A 23,759-nucleotide genomic window follows, 5' to 3' on the forward strand; every position below is an offset into this window, starting at 1 on the left:
ATAATGACGTACAGAGGTGAAAGAATATGCCATTTGATGGAATCGTTACTAAAGCTGTCACTGAAGAATTGCAAGATACAATAACACAGGGAAAAATCAATAAAATTTATCAGCCGACAGCAACTGAACTTGTATTTACGATTAGAGCAAAAGGTGCCAACCACACGTTGCTCATATCAATACACCCTTCTTACGCAAGAATTCATTTAACGAAGGATCAATACACAAACCCAACAGAACCACCGATGTTTTGTATGCTGCTCCGAAAACACCTATTAGGCGCGACGATCGAATCGGTTAATCAGCATGAAATAGAACGCGTCTTAACAATCACGCTTAAAGCACGTAATGAAATTGGTGATGACGCCTATAAAATACTTATGATTGAGCTCATGGGGAAGCATAGTAACGTCATGCTTGTTGACCGCGATCATGAACATATCATCGATAGTCTTAAACATGTACCAATGTCACAAAACCGCTTTCGGACCATCCAACCTGGACATCAGTATGTTTTACCACCACAGCAGAACAAGTTGAATCCACTTGAAGCAGATGGGGAAACATGTATCAAACAGTTGGACTTTAATGCTGGTCGTATGGATCAACAAATCGTTCATCATATTTCCGGGTTTTCACCTTTTATTGCCAAGGAGGTCGTAACTCAAGCTGGCCTAGGAGGACAAAAGGCATACCAAGAAGCACTTGATCACTTGTTTAATACTATAAAAGATCGTGACTATAAGCCTGCGATATACGAACAAAATAAAACTGACTTTCACGTTATCACTATGACATATACAGGAGAGCCAAGACATGTCTTCTCTACGGTTAGTCAAATGCTCGATGCCTTTTACTCAGGTAAAGCTGAACGTGATCGTGTGAAACAGAAAGCAAAAGATCTTTATCGCTTTATTAAAAATGAATTCAACAAAAATGAACGCAAGCTTAAAATTCACGCTCAAACGCTTCAAAAGGCTGAAAAAGCTGATCATTATCAAAAAATGGGGGAATTGCTCACAGCACATATGCATCTCGTCCAACAAGGAGATCAATCGATAACTGTAACAGATTACTATGATCCTGACCAAACCCAAATTGACATTCAACTAGACCCTGTGAAAACACCAAGTGAAAACGCACAAAAATTTTTTAAACGGTATCAAAAACTCAAAACGTCAAAAATTATGGTTGAGAAAGAAATTCAAAAAACAAATGATGAATTGGCTTATCTTGATCAACTTCTCCAGCAAATTGAGTCTGCCGGCGAAAATGATATTGAAGAAATTAGAGAGGAACTAAGAGAAGAAGGCTATTTAAAAAAGCAAAAACGAGGCAAGCAAAAAAACAAACCGACTAAACCAAAGCTAGACCAATACCTCGCGTCTGATGGAACACTCATACTTGTCGGCAAAAACAATAAACAAAATGACTATGCAACGACAAAGGTCGCCCATCGTAATGATATTTGGCTTCACACGAAAGACATACCGGGCTCACATGTGATTATCAAATCAAGCACACCGAGTACTCAAACACTTGAAGAAGCTGCCATACTTGCTGCATATTACAGTAAATCGCGACAATCATCTTCCGTTCCTGTTGACTATACTGCGATTAAACACGTGAAAAAGCCAAGCGGTGCTAAGCCTGGCTTTGTAACCTATGATCAACAAAAGACACTTTTCGTGACCCCAAGTGAAGAAGTCGTTAAAAGCATGCGTCAAAAATACTTAAGGAGCTAACCAATCGGTTAGCTCCTTAAGTATTAATGCGAAAATACATGGTTATGTAGTGCAGAAATAAACGCATCGACCTGTGGCAGCTGCACGACGCCTTCGTGGTAGCATACCCACGTATCTCGAGTGACATTTTCACCGTTAAGCATAAGCGGCATATGTGGGTAGTCATCCATCATGTCGGCAGAGACACTTTCCGGGAGTACAGCCATACCGATCCCCTGCTTCATGAGTTGCTTACATGTTTCTATTTGATCGACTGTAATCATCCGTTGTGGTTTGATGTTATGTCCGTAACGGTATAACCAATCATCAACAAGATCATGCATGCTGTCATCACTGTTAAAGGATATGAGTGGTCGTTCTTTTATACCTTCGTCAGGAAACGGTTCAGTATCAAAAATATAAAGCTTATCTGCAAATAAATGTTGACATGTCGTTTCTTTTAAAGGCTCACCGCGAATCATACAAACATGATAGTCTCTATAATTTCGTTTGATATCCTCACTAATTCCAGTAACAAGATCAATTGTTACTTTAGGGTACTGCACCGTAAATTCTCCCAAAATCGCAGGGAGGAACCGTTGACTCACAAGTGACGAACATGCAATTGACAGCGTACCTTGAATCTTTTCACGTGATTGCGACAGCTTTGCTTCAAGCATTTGCTCACGCTGAACAACTTCCTTGGCATGCTGTAAAATCAGTTCTCCTGCTGGTGTAGGCTGAAGCTTTTTCTGAGTGCGAATGAAAATCATTTCATCAAAATAAGCTTCAATCCATTTAAGCCTCTGCGTTACCGCTGGTTGGGAAATAAGAATGGCTTTAGCTGTTCCCCTTATCGTCCCAACTTCATTTAATTTTAGTAGTAAATAATAATCATCAATCTTCATGAAGGCACCCTTTTTATATCATGTTTCCATACTTAATCTAGTATACCATATATATCCAGGTTATTCTGTTGCCCGTGTTTACACGTTATAATGTGCGTTGCCAGTCCATCAATGCCTCTTTTTGCTTTGTATCTATTTGACCTTCTTTTTCTAAAAGATCAACTAACGCATTGAATCCCGTAATTGATTGATACGTAAGAGGCGCTTTAGAAAAATTGTCTTGAGCTGATTGTAAACCATAACTAAAGATTGCTTGAACGCCAATCACGTTTGCACCAGCATGCTCAAGTGCTTTCGCCGCATTGATTGACGATTTCCCCGTCGATATCAAGTCCTCTATGAGGATAACACGCTGTCCTTCTGAGATAAGACCTTCGATTTGATTGCCTTTCCCATGCTTTTTCGCTTCAGACCTCACATAAACCATTGGCAAATTCAATTTATCCGCAAGCCATGCTGCGTGAGGTATGCCGGCTGTCGCACATCCTGCTATAACATCAGGTCCGATATCCATCTGACGTATTTGATCTATCCAAGCATCGACAACTTTTTGTCTGAGTTCGGGATAAGCCATAATTAGACGATTATCGCAATAAATTGGGGACTTAATACCAGATGTCCACGTAAAATAGTGTTCGGGGTTAATTTGTACGGCTTGTATGTTAAGTAATTCTTTTGCAATCTCAATATGTTTTTCCATTTGACCATTCCTCCATTACACGTTCATAAGCTGCACGGGGATCTTGGGCTTGTGTAATTGTACGCCCTACGACTAAGATATCAGCACCGTTTGCACGAGCGTCCCCTGGTGTTGCGACTCTAACTTGATCATCATTGTCATTCTCAATCAACCTAATCCCCGGAGTCACTGTAAGCAATTCAGATGTGACAGACGATTTAATGACCTTTGCTTCGTTTACAGAGCAAACGACCCCATCTGCCCCATTCCCATAGGCTAATGTCGCCAAAGTATTGACGCGTTGCTCAATAGATTGATCGATCGCGAATTCGTCTTTCATCATGTCCTCGTCTATCGATGTGAGCACTGTTACGGCAATTAATTTAGGAATAGATGTCATGTCCGAGCCGAGAATGAGCCCTTCTTTTGCTTGCTTTATCATGTCACTACCACCTGAGGCGTGAATTGTCACTAAATCTACTCCTAGCTGAGCAATGTTTTTCATAGCTTTTTTAACGGTTGTTGGAATATCGTGGAGTTTTAAGTCCAAAAAAACCGGATGACCTCTATCTTTTAAATGATTTACGACAGATGGCCCTTCGCGATAAAAAAGCTCCATACCGACCTTAACAGGAATGTTATTCATTTGGTTTGTATCAAGAAATGCTGACGCCTCTCTCCAGCTTGCGAAATCAAGTGCTAAGTAAATGTTTTCCATTAGGAAGCCCCTTTCCAATCGCCTCTCGAACTGTTGTAAAGTGATAGCGATCCAAAACATTAGGTAAATCAACTATAATTTCCGGGCAAACGACAGGATTCGCAAAGTTTGCTGTACCAACAGCTACCGCACTTGCACCTGCTAGAAGAAATTCAAGTACATCGTCAGCCGTCATAATGCCTCCCATTCCGATAATCGGAATAGCTACATGCTGACTCACTTCATAGATCATTTTTATTGCTACAGGCTTAATGGCAGGACCTGATAAACCACCGATTTGATTGGCTAATAGCGGTCGTCTTGTCTCTAAATTAATGTGCATCCCTGTAAGTGTATTAATCATTGACAAACCATCAGCACCAGCAGCTTCTACAGCTGTTGCCATTTGAACGATATCTGTTACATTCGGAGAAAGCTTGACATAAACGGGTTTATTACTGGCTTTTTTAACAATTTCAGTCACCTTGGCAGCCATAAAGGGATCTGTCCCGAATTGGATGCCACCTTCTTTAACATTCGGACAGGAAATGTTTAATTCTAGTGCTGATACAACGTCTGTTTCATTAAACGCCCGAGCTACGGCTTCATACTCATCTATCGTTCCCCCTGCGACATTGGCAATGATTTCTGTATCATAGTTAGCAAGAAAAGGTAACTCGTTTGCAATAATCTCCTCAACACCAGGATTTTGCAGTCCAATCGCGTTAAGCATCCCCATCGGCGTCTCTGCCACACGCGGTGTTGGATTTCCGATCCGTTCACTGCCCGTTGCTGATTTGATCATGATGCCTCCTAAAATAGACAGATCATAAAATTGACTATATTCTCTACCAAAACCGAAACAACCTGAAGCAGGCATGACAGGATTTTTAAGATGTAGGCCAGGTAGTTCTACTGCTAATCGATCCATTATAGAATGACCTCCTTAGCCGAAAAAACTGGTCCGTCTGAACATATTTTTTTATAACGACCATCTTGACTAGAAATAATGCATGCCATACAAGCGCCTACACCACAGGCCATTCGTTCTTCAAGTGACAAATAGCCTTCAGTTTCAGCTAATGCATCAGATACCGAACGTAGCATAGCAGTTGGGCCGCATGAATAATAACGATCAAAAGCAGGAATATCATCTAGTACACTTGTAACATAACCTTTCTGTCCTTGAGAGCCATCATCGGTTACAACAATCGTTCGACCCAACTCAGAAAATTCCGCTTCATAAAATACATAGTCCTTTGATTGAAAACCGAGGATTGACGTAATTGTATGCCCCTCGGCCTTTAATGTTTTTCCTAAATAATAGAGCGGTGGTACACCAATTCCTCCACCTATAAGTAATATGTGTGCGTTTGGGCGCGCATCAAGCGTAAATCCATTTCCAATGGGACCAAATGCTTCAATTAAAGAACCAGAAGGACAATAAGATAGTTTTCGCGTCCCAGCTCCAATGACTTTAAATAAAATCGTTAGCGTACCTTTTTCAATATCAACATCTGCAATAGAAATCGGTCTTGGCAGCATATGACCATCTATCACAAGATTTAAAAACTGGCCAGGATGCACGTCTTTTACAGAAGGGTGTGAAAGGATCATTTCGAACGTATCCATAGCAATTGATCGAACAGAACAAACCTGGAGCATTTTATTTTGTACCAGCTTATGAGATGAATCATTTTGTTGTTGTACCATGATGTATCCCCTCATATACAATTTCTCCTCCAACCATCGTCCACAACGTCCGGCCAAATACCGCCCATTTCTGGAATGGGGTGTTCTTTGCAAGAGATGCAAATTCGTCTCTATCGATGTCATATGTATCGTCAAGATCAATTAACACCAGGTCAGCAACACTATTTTTTTCAATTTTACCGTACGGCAATTGAAACACGTGTGCAGGCTTAATCGTCATGGCATCCACTAACTCTCTTAATGTTAATAAGTTCCTTTTCACAAGATGCGTATACAGCAATGGAAATGCTGTTTCTAAACCAACGATTCCAAATGGCGCTTTTATAAATCCACGTTCTTTTTCATTTGCAGCGTGTGGCGCATGGTCAGTTGCAATAAAGTCAATTGTGCCATCACGAAGTCCTTCAAGGAGTGCGGCTTGATCAGCTTGACTTCTTAATGGCGGATTCATTTTAAAATTGGGATCATCCGTTTGAATGTCTGTTTCATTAAGCAATAGATGATGTGGCGTGACTTCAGCTGTTACATGGATTCCAGCTTTTTTAGCGTCACGAATCACTCTAACCGATTCTTTAGAACTTACATGGCACACATGATAGTGACAGCCTGTTTTTTCAGCTAAAAGAACATCTCGTGCAATTTGTACAGCTTCACTTAAAGCTGGTAAGCCTGGCAGCTGGAGTCGTTGGGCTACTTCCCCATCATGGACAACTCCGCCATAAACAATCGAGTTGTCCTCACAGTGGGCAACGATTGGCATGTCGAGTGCAGCTGCATTTTTCATCGCTTGTAGCATCATATCAGAAGTCTGAATGCCAACACCGTCATCTGTAAAGGCGAATGCGCCCTGCTCTTTTAATGCCGTCATATCTGTTAGTTGTTCACCTTTAAGATCTTTCGTTATGGCGCAATATGGAAATACACGTACAATTGCATTTTGATCAATAGACGCTTGTAAGTTTTTAACGTGTTCAACATGGTCTGGTACAGGCTGAGTATTCGGCATGGCACATATTGTCGTAAAGCCACCTCTAGCAGCAGCTCGAGTTCCGGTTTCAATCGTCTCCTTATGCTCACCACCTGGTTCTCTCAAATGGACATGGACATCTATCAGGCCTGGTAATAATAATTTCCCATGACAATCTATCGTTTGATCAACTGAGGCAGTTTTCTGCGTGCTTATATCTATAATTTCACCGTCTTTAATCCATAAATCAGACTGCACCAAGTCGTTGTCCGCCGATAAAATGCTGGCGTTTTTCAATCGTATTGTCATAGATCATTCCCCATTCCTGTAATAGTTTTATCATAATGGCCATTCTGATTGGCACCCCGTTAGACATTTGCTGAAAAATTCTTGATCGTCGACATTCAATTAAGTCTGAGTCGATCTCCACACCTCGATTAACAGGTGCTGGATGCATAATAATTGCATGAGGCTTCATCTTTTGTTCACGGCTCTTTGTTAAACCATATTGCTCTAGGTACTGATTTGTATGACTTAACTCATGATGTCGTTCATGCTGGATACGCAACAGCATCACGACGTCACAATTTTCTACCGCTTCATCGATCGGAATATAAGGAAAATCTAAAGTGTCGTCAGCTAACCCTGGAGGCGCACATAAATATACATGAGCACCTAGCTTATCAAGCACTTTTGCATTACTTCGTGCGACACGACTATGTTTAATGTCACCAATGATCGCGACATCTAAATTATCGAAGCGACCAAATTCTTGGTAAATCGTATCCAGATCGAGCATCGACTGTGTTGGGTGCTCGGATTTCCCAGCACCCCCATTAATAATCGGAATTGACATATTATGAGTAAATGCATTGAACCATGCACTATCAGGATGGCGAACAACAAGAAGATTGGTTCCGATTGCTTCAAAAGTTTTCATTGTGTCATAAAGTGATTCACCTTTTTGTGCGCTTGAATGGCCTTCATTAAAATCGAGCACGTCCATTCCTAATTTTTTCTGAGCAACGACAAAGCTCATTTTTGTCCGTGTACTTGGCTCGAAAAATAAATTCGCAGCAAATACTCGTTGGTTTATATGGCATGTTGTTTGTCTCAAATCATGCGATTTCTCCAAAATTGACTGAATATCTACCATTGACAATTGTTCCACAGACATAAAATGCTTCATTGTTATTCACGCTCCCCCATTGGATTGTTCTCACAATCCGAATCACTTTGACCAAACATCAAGCCATTACCATAACCACTTTCCTTACCAGGCAGCAGCAGATTCAACATAACACCAATGATGGCAGCTAAAGCCATACCTTCAACCATGATGCTCGTATCTTGAATTTTAATGTTAATAAAGGCACCTCCAATTCCGATGATGAGGATAACAGATGCAATAATCAGGTTCCGGTTATCGTTTAAATCCACTTGGTTGTCAACGAGCATCCGTAATCCGTTTGATGCGATAATACCAAATAACAGGATAGATACACCGCCCATTACAGCAGTTGGAATAGAGCTAATGAGCTCCGTAAAAATACCGACGAATCCAAACATAATTGCGATAACAGCTGCGCCTCCAACAACAAATACACTAAACACTCTCGTAATGGATAGAACACCAATATTTTCACCATACGTTGTATTCGGTGGTCCTCCTAGCATAGATGCAACGATCGTTGCAACCCCGTCTCCTAGAATGGAACGGTGTAGACCTGGTTTCTCTAGGAAGTTGCGACCGGCAATTTTAGATAAAACCATCTGATCACCAATATGTTCGGCAATCGTCACAAGTGCAACAGGCACCATTAAAATGACAATGCCTGTATTAAAAACATCGAATGGTGAGTAATCAACAAACGGAATAATGAAGTCTGGCATTTGGAACAATGCTCCAAAAAAGCTCCCGACTGAGTCTGCTGATGTGAGATTATGCCATTGTGCAACGATTCCTGATGTGTCCACAATTCCTCGCATGAGACCATACACATAACCACCAATGATGCCAATTAAAATTGGGATGAGTCCAAAAAAACCTTTAAAGAAGATCGTTGCAATAACCGCAATTGCCAACGTCACAAGCGCAACACTAAAATGTGTACTGCTATATACGTGTTCATCTAAGCCTGGAATGTACATCGCCATGTCAACAGCTGTCGTTGCGAGCCCAAGACCGATGACCATGATAACAGGTCCTACTACAATCGGAGGTAATACGCGCATTAACCATTTGAGCCCTAGGAAGCGAATGAATAACGCAACAAAACCATATACAAGACCAGCTAGAAAGCTTCCAACCATGACACCTCCTGGTCCAGTTGCGAGCATTGCACTTTGAATCGGTGCAATAAATGCAAAGCTAGAACCGAGGTATGCTGGAATTCTCCCTTTTGTAATGAGAAGATAAGCGAGTGTCCCAGTTCCACTTGATACGAGCGCAACTGCTGGTGATAAGCCCGTCAAATAAGGAACGAGTATTGTCGAGCCAAACATAGCAAACAAATGTTGAATGCTAAGCAAAATCCATTGTCTAATATTTGGGATGTCACGGACATCCATAACCATCTGTGTTTGTTTCATATCGATTTCCCCTTAGTCAATTAGTGTTTGCCGCCAAACAAAAAACCTCTTTGCAAAAAGTCGCAAAGAGGTAGACGCAACAGGCATAGATCATGCTTGTGCGCTTGCTCGAACGACTTTTTAAACCTCTCTGGATTTAATTAAAAGTCTTTATGATATTTTATTTTTCATATATAGAGACATGTTCTCGATCGTCGATTTCATTTAAGTGAACGACGATCACTTCCTTGTCAGAGGTCGGAATGTTTTTACCGACATAATCTGCTCGAATGGGAAGCTCACGGTGCCCCCGGTCAATCAAGACACCTAACTGAATCCATGCTGGTCGGCCCAAATCCATAACAGCGTCCATTGCAGCTCGAACTGTACGGCCTGTGTAAAGGACGTCATCAATTAATATGACGCGCTTGTCCGTAATGTCGACAGGTACTTGTGTCTCCTTAAGCTCCGGTTCGCCACTTTCAACAACCTTTTCTAGGTCATCGCGGTAAAGCGTAATATCGAGTTCACCAATTGGCACGTCGATGCCTTCAATCTGTTTAATCTTGTTTTGCAATCTGCGGGCTAATGGAGCCCCTCTCGTCTTGACACCGACGAGCACAATTGACTCGCCACCTTCATTTTTTTCTAAGATTTCATGTGCCATCCGAGTTAACGCCCTATTAATAGCAGGTTCATCAAGAATCTCTGTTTTTTTACGCAAGCTTTCACCCCACTTTTAAAGTCGCACATTCGTAGAACATAAAAACCCTTTTCGCCATAAAGGCATAAAAGGGTTGGGATTATATCATCGTCATGACATCCGTTCCTTATGAGCCTCTCTGGACTTAATTAAAGGAGCTTTATTTGATTGCACTTATTATGCCAAACGTCGTCACATATGTCAATACATATTCGGCAGTTTCTCCAGTAATTCTTTAAAGTATTCGGGAACATCAGCTTCAAACTGTAGCCACTCCCCTGTTTTAGGGTGTGTAAAGCCAATAATCTTAGCGTGAAGTGCTTGTCCACCAATTTGCAATGTTTTACGTGGACCATATTTTGGATCACCCGCAACAGGGTGCCCGATATATTTCATATGAACTCTAATTTGATGTGTTCGACCTGTTTCAAGCCGGGCTTCAATATGTGTAAACGTATTAAAACGTTCCAGCACATGAAAATGCGTTATTGCATGTTTACCATCATCTACAACGGCCATATTTTGTCGGTTCTTCGGATCACGGGCAATTGGGGCATCAATTAAGCCTGTTTCATGATCGATGATACCATGTACAATCGCTTCATAACGTCTATTGACTGTTTTGTCTGCTAACTGCTGAGCCAAGCCCATATGAGTTTCATCATTTTTAGCAACAAGGAGCAAGCCACTCGTATCTTTATCAATTCGATGAACGATGCCTTGGCGATGCTCACCATTTATTGTGGACAGCTTTGATGTATGGTGAAGAAGCGCATGGAGCAAAGTCCCACTCATATGTCCTGCAGAAGGATGTACAACCATACCACGCGGCTTATTGACAACAAGTAAGTCATCATCCTCATATACGATGTTTAACGGTATTGGTTCTGGTTCAATGATCAAAACATCTTCTTTCGGTTCAGTCCATTTTATGACATCACCGATTTTACACTTATAATTTACCTTGACACTGTTTTCATTAACAGTTACATGCCCATCTTGAATCCAGGATTGTATTTGTGATCGTGAAAGTTCAGGCAGAATGTTGACAAGAAGCTTATCAATTCGTATATGTACGTCAGCCTCTGTCACGATATGTTCATAGGAAGAAGTCAATTTTGTGTCTTTCCTTTCTTCTTTTCGTCAATAAATGTAGCAATAATTACGAGAATAACCCCAACAACTAAAGAGGAATCTGCCACATTAAAAATAGGATAATCATAGTTAAAAATAATAAAATCTAAAAAGTCTACAACCTCTTTACGAAAGAGACGATCAATAAAATTCCCTATCGCACCACCAAGAATTAAACTCAGTGCGACGGATAACAGCTTACTGTCACGACCATATTTTTGCATATAATATACAATGGCAACGATAACGATCGCCGTTATAATATAAAAGAACCACATTTGTCCTTCTAGTATACCCCAAGCTGCACCTTTATTTCGATGTGATGTAATAAAAAAGAATTGATCAATGACAGTAATCTGTTCATACAGTTCCATCTCTTTAACGATAATCCATTTCGTCAATTGGTCAAAACCAACCATAATGATTGCTAATAGATAATACCAATACATGTTTTGTCCTCCGTTAGCATCTTTGCCCAGTTTTATTCGAATGGGCCTTTATCCATATTATACTTTTATCAGTTGTTTTTCAATGCTCAATTCGCTTACACACACGATTTTGACTTACAACACAAATTGATTACCAACCCTATCGGACCATTACATGATGAACAAAAAAACCTCTCACCCTTGATGGGAATGAGAGGTTTTTTACATGTTAGATCTACTACAACGCATTAGAACAATTGTTTTTCTAAAATACAACGACTTTATCCTTCACCAGAATGCTTAGGAATCCAACAAGGCATATATGTATATTTTAATATGCAGGTGATTCAGTATCTTCCTCTGACGTCTCGTGATCTTCACCCATTACTTCCCCAAATAAATGATCCCAGTCATTTGTATCGATCATATCTAGTTGTGCTTCTACAAGCATCTTAAGACGTGTCCTGAACACCTTTGCTTGTTTTTTGAGTTCTTCTACTTCTATTTCAATTCGACGAGATTTATTTAATGATTCGTTTATAATTCGATCTGCGTTCTTTTCAGCTTCTTTAATGATGAGCTTGGATTCTTTTTGAGCATTGCCTCTAAGTTCTTCAGCCGTTTCTTGGGCAATTAATATTGATTTGTTAAGCGTTTCCTCAATGTTCGTAAAATGACCAAGCTTTTCTTTCATTTGATCCACTCGTTCTTGAAGCTCTTTCTTTTCTCTAATAACGATTTCGTAGTCTTTTATGATTTGATCGAGAAACTCATTAACCTCATCCTCATCATACCCTCTAAACCCTCTTGCAAACTCTTTATTATGAATATCCAACGGTGATAGTGGCATTCAGAACCCTCCTCGTACAAATTTTCAAACATACAATTATATTATAACGTACATTCGACTAAAATCATTATGTTTCTGGGAAAAACATCTTGTTTCATATCATGACTGTAATAGTGCTGTGTTTATTTTCCATTTTTCTTTTTTGGTTTGGCCATTAACAGTCATTAGTTTACTTCGACCTTTTCCACGCACGGAAATCATATCTCCCTCCTGCAATAAAAAGGCTACATGATCGACCTGTTTAAAATTAACTTTCACGAGACCACTTTTAATATAATCGGCTGATTTAGATCGTGATAAATTGTAGATTTCCTTTAAAACGACATCAAGCCGTAGAGAAGAGACAACATGATGATGCTCAATCCAATCCTGCTGTTTTTGTAAAACATCTGCAAATGGCTTTTCGTGAAGTTGAATTTTAGCATGCTTGACTTTCGTGAGCTGCGCTGTGACAAAAGGACTAATATCAGCTGTTACGACCATTTGAAACTGACCATCGCCAACGATAATGTCACCAAGTTTATGTCGTTTGAGTCCAAGTGATAAAAAAGCGCCCAAGACATCACGATGTGAGAGGGACACGAATTGTTCAGGAAAAGAGGCTTGTAATAAAACAACCTCAAAATCCTCATTCGATATCGTTTCATAAAATGGTGCAATAATGGCCCGCTTTTGTTCAGCATAACGATGGCCACCATAAAGCTCCAACTGAAGATCATCATAGTCTGTCCCAACAAGCGTCTTAATGATATCCTGCTCTCTTGGATCAAGAAAGTCCGTTAGCTTAAGTTGAAATTGCTTTTCCACCTTCGTACGCCATGACATAACCTGATCGATAAAAGGATGCTCATCCTTTCGAAAATGCTGGTACATATCCATCCTTACATCACAACAACAAACATGTAAGATAAATTATGGAGTCCTTGTCTCGCTAAAACTAAAACAAAAATCGCCACGATTGGTGAAAGGTCAATCATACCGAGCGGTGGGATGAACTTTCTAAAAATTTCCATGTAAGGCTCAACAATTTTCGCAAAGAAAACACCAATTGATGTTTCGCGAGAACCTGGAATCCACGACATAAACACATAAATGATAATGGCAAAGCTATAAAGCCCCATTGCCGTGTCCAATAAACTAAAAATCGTATCTAATAAAAACATTTATGACCATCCTTTTATATTATCGTCATTATTCTGGAAAGATTGAGAGATTGTGCCAGAAACATTAATATTATTTGGTGTACAAAGAAATGTTTCTGTACCGAGCTTTTGAATAACGCCATTAACTGCATAAACTGTCCCACTCAAAAAATCGACAATACGCTTCGCCTCATCGTGATTAACGCGTTGAAGGTTTACCACAACAGCGCGTCTATTAACAACGTGATCTGCGATTTCCTGAACCTCACTATATGTCCGAGGTTCACACAGAACAACTTTCGAAGTTGGTTGTTGCATGCTCTTTAAATTAACGACATTATCAGGTCTTCCGTCATCTTGTGAGCCATATGTATCTAATTCCTCGTCGCCTTCAACATATTCATATTCATCATCGACTGTAAACAAGCTTTTAAATTTAGTTTTTAAGCTCATATTCTTTCACCTGCTTTCTTTTACGAAGGGCCTAACAAACACGTACCGAGTCTAATATGCGTTGCCCCTTCTTCGATTGCAATATCATAATCATTGCTCATTCCCATTGATAAATTATGACACGGTGCATGTGACCATTGTTTTGCTTCGATCGTTCTTTTAAGATCTGCTAAAGCTCGAAATTGACGGCGTATATCATCAGTATGATCGGTATAAGGGGCCATTGTCATCAAGCCGATCACTTTAATATGCTCAAATGCAGACAACTTTTGTATGAATTCCTCCGTTTCACCAACGGCTAGACCGTGCTTTGATGCTTCACCACTGACATTCACTTGAACAAAACATTCGACAGGTTCTTCTGCTCGTTTATTGATCTCTTGAGCGAGCGACAGTCTGTCCAAAGAATGAATCGCTGTGACTTTGTTAACGATATCGCGCACCTTCCTTGATTGGAGAGTGCCGATGAAATGCCAGCCCACTTGTGATTGAATCGCTTCATATTTTTTCAAAAAGCCCTCAAGACGGTTTTCACCAATGTGAGAAATACCAGCATTGATTGCTTCTTCTGTTCGCTCTATTGTAGCATATTTTGTCACACCGATAATTGTAATATCGTTGAGTTGGCGCCCGCTTCGTTCACAAGCGTGCCGCATTTTATTGTGAATTGCTTCTAAATTGTGTACTACACTTGTCAACCGTCTATTCCTCCTGTATTATCATTAGCTAAAAAGCCAATATACCCTAACATTCGACCTGTTTGACCACCCGTTCTTCTATGCGAAAAGAACAAATGATCTTCCTGAAATGTACAATGTTGTATAATATCTACATTATGACGTAAAACGCCATATTTTAAAAGGATTTCCATATTTAACTGCTTCAAGTCCAGCATACCATGCCCATCTTTCGTTTGTTTCACAGTTTTTATAATGAAATCACTCGGTATATGTTGAATCACACGGTCATCGACCTCATATACATCTTGTGAAATAGCAGGACCGATTGTGACGCGTAAATCGTTAACATTTGAACCAGTACGTGAGAATCGTTCTACCATTTTTCCGGCAATTTCATTAACAGTTCCTTTCCAGCCAGCATGTGCTATTCCAACACGAGACGTTTTAGGATCGAAAAAAAACAACGGGACACAATCTGCAAAAAACGCTGCGCATAAAATACCCCTTGTATCTGTCATCAATCCATCGACACCCGTCTTAGCAGTTTCTAAAGAAAATGCACCTTTCCCTTTGTCAGAAGCATTTACGTACGCGATCTCATTTCCATGAACCTGTTCTCCAACAACCCAGTTATCAAGTGGCATCATAATTTTATCAGCAAGTAATGAGCGATTTTTAATAACCGTTGATCGATCATCACCAACGTGAAAACCAAGATTAAACGTATCATATGGGGCTTCTCCATAACCACCATATCTCGTCGTAAATCCCGCTCTTAATGATGGCGCAATCTGCTGCCATTGATTAAGTTCTAGGAAATGACTACGTTGCTTTATAAAGGTGTTCATCATTTCACCACCCTCACAACACATTTCTTTTTATTTTACCATATTTTGAACTGTTTTCGTATGTGATTTTATGTCGTGTAATTCTGAAAACGGATTCTGTGTTGATTGATCCAAAATAAAGAACAGAACTACATAGCCAACGTTAAACCAGATACAATGGATTATGAGTGGTGATGTGTTCATGTCCTTAAACGTTTTATTCAACCTAATTTAAGAGTTTATTCGAGTAAGAGTGGTTTTGGATAAAGATCAGGGTTATGTGCTTCATGAATTAGAATAACATCTGAACCTATCGTAACAATATGATTCCACGGTATTACAATTTCCTCTGCTTTACCGAATACACCACTTTTTTTATGATAGAGAATGAGGGCAACAATTCGACCAGTTTGCTCATTTATTTCTAAATCAGAAATATGTCCAAGTCTCGTTCCATTCTCAACGATAATAACTTCTTTGATTTGTAATTCTGATAATAGCACCAATGATCCACACCTACCTTTTTTTTACATGTATATGCATGTCAAAGTAGCGCTATTATTGACTGAGAGAAATAAAAATAAGGCAGACATAATGCCTGCCTTACTTCTAGTTAATATTGCGACGGTCAACCTTTTTAAGTAAATGATACATTTACAATGGCAAATTAAAGTTATCTGCTAAACCGTCTGTAAAACCAACATATTAAATGTCATGATGCATCGGGATTATTAAAACCTTATTCAAACATTTGTTTATTCATTTGTTCAATTGCCGCTTTTTCCAACCGCGAGACCTGTGCTTGAGAAATGCCAATTTCATCTGCAACTTCCATTTGTGTTTTTCCTTGAAAAAAGCGTTTGTTTAAAATCATTTTTTCCCGTTCGTTTAAACGATGCATTCCTTCTTTAAGAGACAGCTTGTCTACCCAGCTTGAATCTTTTTCTTTTTCATCTCCCAATTGATCCATCACATAAATTGGATCACCGCCATCATTGTATATCGGCTCATGTAATGATACCGGATCTTGTATGGCATCAAGGGCAAAAACAATTTCTGAATGCGGAATACCCATTTCCTCAGCAATTTCCATAGCTGTTGGTTCTTTTGATGTTTTGCCGATCAGCCTCTCCCGAACTTGCAAGGCTTTATAAGCGGTGTCACGTAATGATCTTGACACGCGAATTGGATTATTATCCCTTAAATATCGGCGAATTTCTCCAATAATCATAGGTACGGCATAAGTGGAAAACCTAACATTATGACTTAAGTCAAAGTTGTCTATGGACTTCATTAAGCCAATGCAGCCAACTTGAAACAAATCATCAACGTATTCACCACGATTGTTAAAGCGTTGAATAACGCTTAAGACGAGACGTAGGTTTCCATTGACTAATTCTTCCCTTGCAGATAAATCACCGTTCTGCATCTTTACAAACAATTTTCTCATTTCCTCATTTTTAAGTACCGGCAATTTTGATGTATCCACACCACATATTTCAACTTTATGTCTCGACATGTTCTGCCCTCCCAGTTCCTCATGCTGTTCATGGACAGTATCTCCGGGAGGGAGTTATTTTATGCAATGCATATATGTCGTGACAACGTATCAATTGTCGTTAAACCGGCTTGAAATAAAGGCTAAACCATTTTGTTAAATTCTTTTTGCAGCCTGCTTATGATCTTTTTTTCTAGCCTTGAAATATATGATTGAGAAATGCCAAGCATATCAGCAACCGCTTTTTGTGTTTGTTCCTCATTCCCAATTAATCCGAAACGCAGCTCCATAATTTGTTTTTCACGATCGGATAACGTTGACAGAGATCTCTTTAGAAGGTCTTTATCAACCGTCACATCGAGTTCTCTCGTCGTAATATCTTCTTCTGTACCTAGAACATCTGATAATAATAATTCATTGCCATCCCAATCAATGTTCAACGGTTCATCAAAAGACACCTCTGATTTTGTTTTGTTGTTTCGACGCAAATACATTAAAATCTCATTTTCTATACATCTTGATGCATATGTCGCTAATTTTATTTTTTTCTCCGGATCAAAGGTATTGACTGCTTTTATAAGGCCTATTGTACCAATACTTATTAAGTCCTCTATGTTAATGCCGGTGTTTTCAAACTTTCTAGCAATATAAACGACGAGACGTAAATTGTGTTCAATCAACATAGAACGTGCCGATTCATCTCCTTGAGGGAGCAATGTCAATAACTGATGTTCTTCTTCTTTAGATAAGGGAGGTGGTAACGCTTCACTACCTCCAATATAATAGACTTCTTTTGGCTTAAAGCCCAGCTTTATGAGTAGCTTATACCACCACAAACGTAAACGTAGCTTCCACAATTTCAAAATGATTTCGCTCCTTTCTATGCCTTATGCCGATTTAACAGTTGCAAAATGCAAAACGAGTGGATGAAGTAAGCAATGATAGGATTGATCTCGCGTTAATTCAGCAAACTGAAGACCAATTAGAACCTTTTTGGTAACGAACGTTTGTCCTTCATATTCAACAAGCAGCTGATCTGGTTTGATTGCAAGCATTAACATCCGCTTGCCATCTACACCTTGATACGGTACGAAGTATAACCGATCTTGTATGCTTATAGGGATATTAGCCAACTGATGTGAGCTTGACGCATCTTTTAGCGCTTGCCATTCCGGTTCGCTAAACCATTGCCGCATAAAATATTCATCACCTATAATGACTGGATAGTTTGTAAGCGGATCAACAAGTTGATTACCACTGTCAATTAAAGCCGTTGTTGATAAACGTGTCCCCTGTAATTCCATCGTCACCGAGACGAATTGCTCATAGCGGATGTTATCACTCGCTTGCCCGTCCATACGTAGTTTTGTAAACAGCCAAACGATAGGAAAGCCAATCACGACAAACACCCAGCTAATTGGAGTGCCAAATCCTTCCGTCATTGTTAACACCCCGCCAGGAGATTGCTCTATAGGACTTTGGAGCAAAAAATGCAAAGCAATCAAACCACCTCCGATTGTAAACGTTGTAAAATAAAATAACAGTAAACATTTAACTGTTTGATACACATTTTTGAAACGAAATGCGACTAAAATTATCCAAACAGAGTACAGAGCTTTACCAAATAATGTCGTCAAAAATGAGTCTGGATAAAAAAGGGAGACTGGGACAATCATTGAAGCAACAATTGCTCCCACCATAACTCTTACCTTATGTGTTCCGTCTCGGGCTAGTGATTGTGTTAGCATTAATAGCATCCAATCCAGCAAAAAGTTCAATAGCCAGATGGCATCAAGATAAATTGTCACCTTAATCTCCCTTCTATCCTATTAAACACCACATCTGTCTTTTTCTTTTGCGTTATAGTAGAGTATATCCAAGCATTAAAGCAAAGTCTGTCACAATTTGTATGTGAATGCCTACTAATTTAGACGACTTATCAATAAGTATGTCGGTTGCTTTAAAACTATGAAACATAAAAAAATAAACAAAAAAAAGCAATTGACTTTAATAGCCAATTGCTTTTTCGTTCGATTATCATTTATCGGGATCGATTTCGATTCCTTAAAAAGGTAGGGATATCAAGCGTATCATCATCATGTACCGGTGTTTGCTTTGCTTGTCCCCCCGTTTCATCAACTTCTTCACGTGTTGCCGCATGTTGTTGATGTTGAAATGATCGTTGCTTTGAAGGCTGGACAGTCTTTTTACTTTCATCAAAGCCTGTTGCAATAACAGTGACTACAATCTCGTCTTTTAGATTCTCGTTAATCACTGATCCAAAGATCACATTCACTTCATCATCTGCTGCTGATGTTACCAGGTCTGCCGCTTCTTGAACTTCAAATAAACTCAAGTTCGTGCCACCTGTAATATTCATTAATATACCATGAGCACCATCAATTGATGTTTCTAATAGTGGTGAAGAAATGGCCTTCTTTGCTGCCTCTGTAGCACGTGTTTCGCCAGTTGCAACACCAATTCCCATAAGTGCCGAGCCCTTATCAAACATGATCGTTTTCACATCAGCGAAGTCAACATTGATAAGACCTGGCTTGGCAATTAAATCAGAAATGCCTTGGACACCTTGACGCAGGACATTGTCTGCTTCACGGAATGCTTCGAGCATTGGTGTGTTTTTATCAACAATCTCCAGTAAACGGTCATTTGGAATGACAATTAATGTATCGACACTGTTTTTTAAGGCTTCTATTCCTGAGACCGCTTGTGTGGATCTTCTTTTGCCTTCGAAGGAAAAAGGACGTGTTACAACACCGACTGTTAATGCACCTTGCTCTTTTGCAATTTCAGCAATGACAGGAGCTGCACCTGTACCTGTACCACCGCCCATACCGGCAGTTACAAATATCATATCTGCACCTTGAAGTGTATCTTCAATTTGTTCTCGATTTTCTTCAGCTGCTTTTTTCCCGACTTCTGGGTTTGCACCAGCACCTAAACCACGTGTGAGTTTATCTCCTATTTGCAGCTTTACTTCTGCTTTTGATAGATTGAGAGCCTGAGCATCTGTGTTAACTGCAATAAAGTCAACGCCCTCGACACCGTGTTCAATCATGCGATTTACAGCATTACTGCCGCCGCCACCTACACCGATCACTTTTATTGTAGCCAATTGATCTGAATTTGTATCGAACTCCAACATATCTTTGTTCCTCCTATTATGCAAAATCACAAGCGTGTTCTTTGTTGATTAAGTTGAGCAATGAAGACTTACAGCATTTTAATGCAGAACGTCTCATTAATCGAAAAAGTATTTAAATAGATTAGCAATGCGTTTTTCTTTAGGCTGTGCATTGTCAGCAGATTGTTGTTTTACTTTCTTGCGTTTCGGCTTACCTTCAGCATGATTAATTATGACTGCTGGAAATAAGTCTTTGCCTTGTATTTTCGCATTATGATAAGCAAATTGCAAGATGCCGACACCAGCTGTATACTGTGGTTCTCTCACACCTATGTAATCTGGAATGGCAATGCGAATATTCGATTGGAGAACGGCTTGAGCAAGCTCTTGAACGCCGGGCATTTTCATCGTTCCACCTGTCAGCACAAATCCACCAGGTAATTGATCATAACCCATACGTCTAATTTCTTGCTTGGCAAATAAATAGATTTCTTCTAATCGGGCTTCGATAATATCTGCCATTTCTAATTGATTATGTGTTTCTCGATGATTACTGCCAATTACCGAAACATCAAAAACTTCTTCGGATCGCGCGTCATCGTAAAACGCATGACCATAATTCAATTTAATATCCTCTGCTTCATCTGTTGAAGTTCTTAATCCAATCGATATGTCTTTTGTAATATTTGTACCACCGAGTGGTGTCACGCGTGTTGCTGCGAGATGATCGTTCTCAAATACGGAAACGGTTGTGCATCCACCACCAATATCAATGAGAGCAACCCCGAGGTTTTTTTCATCTTTTGATAAGGCAATTGTCCCGGCAGCAAGTGGCTGTAAGCAAATATCAGTAATTTTAAGACCTGCTCGCTCAACACAACGTAAAATGTTATGCAGAACGGTCTTTGAGCATGTAATAATGGTTCCTTCCATTTCTAGCCTTACACCGATCATGCCTCTCGGATCATTGATCTCGTCTAAGCCATCAACAATGAATTGCTTTGGAATGACATCAACGATTTCACGTTCTGGGGGAACGGAAATCACCTGCGCACCGTCAATTACACGCTGCACATCTTCATTTCCAATTTCACGATTATCACTTTGAACGGCAACAACACCGTGACAAGGCTGGAGTTGTATATGACTGCCGTTTATGCCAACAATCACGCTATCAATGCTCATGCCTACCATTCGTTCTGCCTGTTCTACCGCACTCTTTATGGACTGTACGGTTTGATCAATATCTACTATTGCCCCTTTTTTCATGCCATTTGACGAGGCACTTCCTACACCAATGATATTTAATGAATCATTTAAAACTTCACCAATTATTACTTTTACTTTTGATGTACCGATGTCAAGACTAACTAGTACTTCACCGTTGTTCAAAAAAGGCACCTCCTGCGTCAGCATCTCATCACGTATATTTTTCATAGAATCAATTTAAACTCATGTATTTCCTAATATCATTAACTGTATTCTATTATTGTAAATGAAGTTTATGAAAAAGAAAATATTTTATATAGAATTCTATGCCCAAAAACATTATCTCTTATATTATCGTTTAAATGCGCCTTGAAATGAAGTTTATTCGTCAATTTCTTTTATTCTTCAAGCTCATCTTTTAATTCTTGGTCATACGCTTCAAAATAAGCACCAACTCCGATATGGACGATGCCTTTACTACCCGGTGCAAGCTGTGAAACGATAGATGGATACACCTTCATACGGTCGGAGAAATTGCGAATTGTTCCTTCAACTACAAAACCATCGATCATGTAAAGGCGTAATTTGTTTTTATTGTCGGGCTCAGGCGTCCAATGAATCTCCGATATTAAATGCCTTATACTAGCTGGTAGTTCTTTTAATTGTTGGCTCATGTTGTATCTTACATCACTATCACGAAAGCCGATTAAAAGCGGCGCATCACCATGAGGTTGCTTTAACTTTTCCTTCGAAAGGAGTTCACCAGTTTCAAGAAGTGGAATATAAGACTTGTCCTGATGTACGTAACCAACTCGGTCAAATTCATCTATTTGGATGTTTATTGTCCAGGGTAGTTCACGTTCCACCTTTACTGATCGAATCTCAGGCTTGTCCGTAATCGTGTTCTCAACATCTGTAAGATCAACAGACCAAATGTTCATATCTGTCGACAAACCACTTAACTGAATAATAGACGATTGAGCAACTTGGTTATGGCCTCTAACGTGAATCGTTTTAATATGGCTTAAAGGGGTTTGTAAATAAACGACTACTGAAACCAACAAAAAGAAGATCGTCAAGTATGTTATAAGTCGGCGATTCGCTTTCTTTTTACGTGCCTGTTTTAATTTAGGTATTCGATCTTCAATCGATACAATGTTCTTTTTGCTCATTCATATCGTCCTTTAAGGTAAATGTTCTATTTTTTGCAAAAACAGAAGAAAACGGCGCTTTTTAAGCCGTTTCATGATTGATTATCTAAATTATATCATAATATGGGCCATATATATATACCCAGGTCATACAGTTTTCGCCTTTTTTGGAAATAAGTTATGTTTAGTAAAGTTTCCTATATTTTCGTATATCTGCTTATATTTAACAGTATACCGACTGAGCATAATGTTAGTGTCAAAGACGACCCCCCATAACTTAAAAAAGGGAGTGTAATACCCGTTACTGGAATGAGCCCAATAACAACACTTATGTTAATCATGACTTGCAATGTTAACATAGAGACAATACCAAGAGCTAAAAAGGTTCCGAACATATCGGGTGCTTGCAATGTAACTTTTATCCCCCGCCAGAAAAGAATTGCAAATAACAACAAGACAAATGTACCACCGATAAAACCTAACTCTTCTCCTAAAATCGAAAAAATAAAATCAGTTTGTGGCTCAGGTAAGTAAAAGTATTTTTGTAAACTTTGTCCTAGTCCAACACCTAATAATCCCCCAGGTCCTATTGCATAAAGTGATTGTATGATTTGGAAGCCATCCCCCAAAGGATCCTGCCACGGATTTATAAAAGCAGTAATACGGCTGATTCGATAGGGTGCCGATATAATTAAAAATAAAAAGCCAATTACACCGACAATGCCAAGTCCAAAAAAATGACTCAAGCGGGCACCAGAAGCGTAAATCATAACGATACACGTTAAAACGAGAACAACGCCTGTACCTAGATCTGGTTGAAGCATAATCAGGCCAAATGCCGTAAATACAAGAATGAGTGACGGAAAAAAGCCTTTTGTGAATGACATCATATGTTTTTGATTAGAAGATAAATATACTGCTAAGAAAATAATTAGACCGAGCTTCATAAATTCTGAAGGTTGAATACTAAATGCACCGACTCCAATCCAGCTTTGAGCACCGCCACGTGTAATACCAATCCCTGGAATTAACACAACAAGCAATAATAAAAAGCAAAGCACCAATATGAGATTCGCGTATTTTTTAAACAACGTATACGGAATTCTCATAATAAAGACCATCGCCACAACACCTGCACCGATAAATAAAAGTTGACGCTTCACATAAAAGTATGCATCATCGTATTTATATTCCGCCCAAATATAAGATGCACTAAATACCATAATGATCCCAATAAGTAAAAGAAGTATGATAGCACCAAGCATTGTATAATCTGGTGCATA

General features: G+C 39.4%; 26 protein-coding genes. 1 reads left to right on the forward strand and 25 read right to left on the reverse strand.

Annotation, left to right across the window (positions count from 1 at the left end; all coding sequences use genetic code 11):
• Positions 1–26 precede the first annotated feature (26 nt).
• The gene (locus HPC67_RS01445; RefSeq protein ID WP_217585661.1) at positions 27–1,745 is read left to right on the forward strand and encodes an Rqc2 family fibronectin-binding protein; all 1,719 of its coding nucleotides are present in this window, start codon (positions 27–29) and stop codon (positions 1,743–1,745) included.
• Between the two features lie 23 nt (positions 1,746–1,768).
• On the opposite strand, the gene HPC67_RS01450 is transcribed toward HPC67_RS01445, so the two are convergent.
• From HPC67_RS01450 to spoVE, 25 genes are all read right to left on the reverse strand, one after another.
• Entirely contained in the window at positions 1,769–2,632 is an 864-nt protein-coding gene (locus HPC67_RS01450; protein ID WP_217585662.1) for a LysR family transcriptional regulator, read from the reverse strand.
• Positions 2,633–2,717: 85 nt separating this feature from the next.
• Positions 2,718–3,332 carry an orotate phosphoribosyltransferase gene (pyrE, locus tag HPC67_RS01455; protein WP_217585663.1) on the reverse strand — a complete coding sequence of 205 codons (615 nt, stop codon included), beginning with the start codon at positions 3,330–3,332 and terminating at the stop codon, positions 2,718–2,720.
• On the reverse strand, positions 3,316–4,029 hold the full coding sequence (gene pyrF, locus HPC67_RS01460; protein WP_217585664.1) for an orotidine-5'-phosphate decarboxylase: 714 nt from the start codon (positions 4,027–4,029) through the stop codon (positions 3,316–3,318). Before pyrF ends, pyrE begins: the two co-directional genes overlap by 17 nt.
• A complete protein-coding gene (locus tag HPC67_RS01465) occupies positions 4,004–4,939 on the reverse strand; it encodes a dihydroorotate dehydrogenase (protein WP_217585665.1) in 936 nt (311 codons plus the stop codon). Before HPC67_RS01465 ends, pyrF begins: the two co-directional genes overlap by 26 nt.
• A complete protein-coding gene (locus HPC67_RS01470) occupies positions 4,939–5,721 on the reverse strand; it encodes a dihydroorotate dehydrogenase electron transfer subunit (protein ID WP_246569572.1) in 783 nt (260 codons plus the stop codon). Before HPC67_RS01470 ends, HPC67_RS01465 begins: the two co-directional genes overlap by 1 nt.
• On the reverse strand, positions 5,702–6,997 hold the full coding sequence (locus HPC67_RS01475) for a dihydroorotase (RefSeq protein WP_217585666.1): 1,296 nt from the start codon (positions 6,995–6,997) through the stop codon (positions 5,702–5,704). Before HPC67_RS01475 ends, HPC67_RS01470 begins: the two co-directional genes overlap by 20 nt.
• Positions 6,936–7,877 (reverse strand): aspartate carbamoyltransferase catalytic subunit, encoded by a 942-nt coding sequence (locus HPC67_RS01480; protein ID WP_217585667.1) that lies wholly within the window; start codon positions 7,875–7,877, stop codon positions 6,936–6,938. Before HPC67_RS01480 ends, HPC67_RS01475 begins: the two co-directional genes overlap by 62 nt.
• Before the next feature lie 2 nt (positions 7,878–7,879).
• Positions 7,880–9,280 carry a uracil-xanthine permease family protein gene (locus tag HPC67_RS01485; RefSeq protein WP_217585668.1) on the reverse strand — a complete coding sequence of 467 codons (1,401 nt, stop codon included), beginning with the start codon at positions 9,278–9,280 and terminating at the stop codon, positions 7,880–7,882.
• 160 nt (positions 9,281–9,440) lie between these two features.
• Positions 9,441–9,983, reverse strand: a complete 543-nt coding sequence (gene pyrR / locus HPC67_RS01490) for a bifunctional pyr operon transcriptional regulator/uracil phosphoribosyltransferase PyrR (protein WP_217585669.1) — start codon at positions 9,981–9,983, stop codon at positions 9,441–9,443.
• 180 nt (positions 9,984–10,163) lie between these two features.
• Positions 10,164–11,078 carry an RluA family pseudouridine synthase gene (locus HPC67_RS01495; protein ID WP_217585670.1) on the reverse strand — a complete coding sequence of 305 codons (915 nt, stop codon included), beginning with the start codon at positions 11,076–11,078 and terminating at the stop codon, positions 10,164–10,166.
• Positions 11,075–11,545 (reverse strand): signal peptidase II, encoded by a 471-nt coding sequence (gene lspA / locus HPC67_RS01500; protein WP_217585671.1) that lies wholly within the window; start codon positions 11,543–11,545, stop codon positions 11,075–11,077. The genes HPC67_RS01495 and lspA overlap by 4 nt, the downstream gene beginning before the upstream one ends.
• A gap of 310 nt (positions 11,546–11,855) precedes the next feature.
• The gene (locus tag HPC67_RS01505) at positions 11,856–12,374 is read right to left on the reverse strand and encodes a DivIVA domain-containing protein (protein ID WP_217585672.1); all 519 of its coding nucleotides are present in this window, start codon (positions 12,372–12,374) and stop codon (positions 11,856–11,858) included.
• A 99-nt stretch (positions 12,375–12,473) separates the two neighbouring features.
• Complete coding sequence (locus tag HPC67_RS01510; protein ID WP_343327784.1) at positions 12,474–13,247, reverse strand: YlmH family RNA-binding protein; 774 nt, start codon at positions 13,245–13,247, stop codon at positions 12,474–12,476.
• 8 nt (positions 13,248–13,255) lie between these two features.
• Entirely contained in the window at positions 13,256–13,537 is a 282-nt protein-coding gene (locus tag HPC67_RS01515) for a YggT family protein (RefSeq protein ID WP_217585674.1), read from the reverse strand.
• Complete coding sequence (locus HPC67_RS01520; protein WP_217585675.1) at positions 13,538–13,969, reverse strand: cell division protein SepF; 432 nt, start codon at positions 13,967–13,969, stop codon at positions 13,538–13,540. It lies immediately after the preceding gene.
• Between the two features lie 20 nt (positions 13,970–13,989).
• Positions 13,990–14,667 (reverse strand): YggS family pyridoxal phosphate-dependent enzyme, encoded by a 678-nt coding sequence (locus tag HPC67_RS01525; protein ID WP_281417486.1) that lies wholly within the window; start codon positions 14,665–14,667, stop codon positions 13,990–13,992.
• The gene (pgeF, locus tag HPC67_RS01530) at positions 14,664–15,497 is read right to left on the reverse strand and encodes a peptidoglycan editing factor PgeF (RefSeq protein ID WP_246569573.1); all 834 of its coding nucleotides are present in this window, start codon (positions 15,495–15,497) and stop codon (positions 14,664–14,666) included. Before pgeF ends, HPC67_RS01525 begins: the two co-directional genes overlap by 4 nt.
• A gap of 218 nt (positions 15,498–15,715) precedes the next feature.
• Entirely contained in the window at positions 15,716–15,979 is a 264-nt protein-coding gene (locus tag HPC67_RS01535) for a YlmC/YmxH family sporulation protein (RefSeq protein ID WP_425514292.1), read from the reverse strand.
• Positions 15,980–16,215: 236 nt separating this feature from the next.
• The gene (gene sigG / locus HPC67_RS01540) at positions 16,216–16,995 is read right to left on the reverse strand and encodes an RNA polymerase sporulation sigma factor SigG (RefSeq protein WP_217585678.1); all 780 of its coding nucleotides are present in this window, start codon (positions 16,993–16,995) and stop codon (positions 16,216–16,218) included.
• Positions 16,996–17,117: 122 nt separating this feature from the next.
• A complete protein-coding gene (gene sigE / locus HPC67_RS01545) occupies positions 17,118–17,837 on the reverse strand; it encodes an RNA polymerase sporulation sigma factor SigE (RefSeq protein WP_217585679.1) in 720 nt (239 codons plus the stop codon).
• A gap of 24 nt (positions 17,838–17,861) precedes the next feature.
• Positions 17,862–18,782 (reverse strand): sigma-E processing peptidase SpoIIGA, encoded by a 921-nt coding sequence (gene spoIIGA / locus HPC67_RS01550; protein WP_217585680.1) that lies wholly within the window; start codon positions 18,780–18,782, stop codon positions 17,862–17,864.
• 233 nt (positions 18,783–19,015) lie between these two features.
• Positions 19,016–20,137 carry a cell division protein FtsZ gene (ftsZ, locus tag HPC67_RS01555; protein WP_217585681.1) on the reverse strand — a complete coding sequence of 374 codons (1,122 nt, stop codon included), beginning with the start codon at positions 20,135–20,137 and terminating at the stop codon, positions 19,016–19,018.
• Between the two features lie 96 nt (positions 20,138–20,233).
• Positions 20,234–21,508, reverse strand: a complete 1,275-nt coding sequence (gene ftsA, locus HPC67_RS01560) for a cell division protein FtsA (protein WP_217585682.1) — start codon at positions 21,506–21,508, stop codon at positions 20,234–20,236.
• 215 nt (positions 21,509–21,723) lie between these two features.
• The gene (locus HPC67_RS01565; protein ID WP_217585683.1) at positions 21,724–22,497 is read right to left on the reverse strand and encodes a cell division protein FtsQ/DivIB; all 774 of its coding nucleotides are present in this window, start codon (positions 22,495–22,497) and stop codon (positions 21,724–21,726) included.
• 176 nt (positions 22,498–22,673) lie between these two features.
• Complete coding sequence (gene spoVE / locus HPC67_RS01570) at positions 22,674–23,741, reverse strand: stage V sporulation protein E (RefSeq protein WP_217586223.1); 1,068 nt, start codon at positions 23,739–23,741, stop codon at positions 22,674–22,676.
• Positions 23,742–23,759: the final 18 nt, after the last annotated feature.

The sequence above is a fragment of the Lentibacillus saliphilus genome (assembly GCF_019093865.1).
Lineage (GTDB): Bacteria > Bacillota > Bacilli > Bacillales > Amphibacillaceae > Lentibacillus_B > Lentibacillus_B saliphilus.

Excerpts from the sequence above, each read along its gene's own strand:
- HPC67_RS01445 (WP_217585661.1), top strand. The coding sequence starts at position 27 with ATGCCATTTGATGGAATCGTTACTAAAGCTGTCACTGAAGAATTGCAA.
- HPC67_RS01450 (WP_217585662.1), bottom strand. The coding sequence starts at position 2,632 with ATGAAGATTGATGATTATTATTTACTACTAAAATTAAATGAAGTTGGG.
- pyrE (WP_217585663.1), bottom strand. The coding sequence starts at position 3,332 with ATGGAAAAACATATTGAGATTGCAAAAGAATTACTTAACATACAAGCC.
- pyrF (WP_217585664.1), bottom strand. The coding sequence starts at position 4,029 with ATGGAAAACATTTACTTAGCACTTGATTTCGCAAGCTGGAGAGAGGCG.
- HPC67_RS01465 (WP_217585665.1), bottom strand. The coding sequence starts at position 4,939 with ATGGATCGATTAGCAGTAGAACTACCTGGCCTACATCTTAAAAATCCT.
- HPC67_RS01470 (WP_246569572.1), bottom strand. The coding sequence starts at position 5,721 with ATGGTACAACAACAAAATGATTCATCTCATAAGCTGGTACAAAATAAA.
- HPC67_RS01475 (WP_217585666.1), bottom strand. The coding sequence starts at position 6,997 with ATGACAATACGATTGAAAAACGCCAGCATTTTATCGGCGGACAACGAC.
- HPC67_RS01480 (WP_217585667.1), bottom strand. The coding sequence starts at position 7,877 with ATGAAGCATTTTATGTCTGTGGAACAATTGTCAATGGTAGATATTCAG.
- HPC67_RS01485 (WP_217585668.1), bottom strand. The coding sequence starts at position 9,280 with ATGAAACAAACACAGATGGTTATGGATGTCCGTGACATCCCAAATATT.
- lspA (WP_217585671.1), bottom strand. The coding sequence starts at position 11,545 with ATGTATTGGTATTATCTATTAGCAATCATTATGGTTGGTTTTGACCAA.
- HPC67_RS01505 (WP_217585672.1), bottom strand. The coding sequence starts at position 12,374 with ATGCCACTATCACCGTTGGATATTCATAATAAAGAGTTTGCAAGAGGG.
- HPC67_RS01510 (WP_343327784.1), bottom strand. The coding sequence starts at position 13,247 with ATGTACCAGCATTTTCGAAAGGATGAGCATCCTTTTATCGATCAGGTT.
- HPC67_RS01515 (WP_217585674.1), bottom strand. The coding sequence starts at position 13,537 with ATGTTTTTATTAGATACGATTTTTAGTTTATTGGACACGGCAATGGGG.
- HPC67_RS01520 (WP_217585675.1), bottom strand. The coding sequence starts at position 13,969 with ATGAGCTTAAAAACTAAATTTAAAAGCTTGTTTACAGTCGATGATGAA.
- pgeF (WP_246569573.1), bottom strand. The coding sequence starts at position 15,497 with ATGAACACCTTTATAAAGCAACGTAGTCATTTCCTAGAACTTAATCAA.
- sigG (WP_217585678.1), bottom strand. The coding sequence starts at position 16,995 with ATGTCGAGACATAAAGTTGAAATATGTGGTGTGGATACATCAAAATTG.
- ftsZ (WP_217585681.1), bottom strand. The coding sequence starts at position 20,137 with ATGTTGGAGTTCGATACAAATTCAGATCAATTGGCTACAATAAAAGTG.
- HPC67_RS01565 (WP_217585683.1), bottom strand. The coding sequence starts at position 22,497 with ATGAGCAAAAAGAACATTGTATCGATTGAAGATCGAATACCTAAATTA.
- spoVE (WP_217586223.1), bottom strand. The coding sequence starts at position 23,741 with ATGCTTGGTGCTATCATACTTCTTTTACTTATTGGGATCATTATGGTA.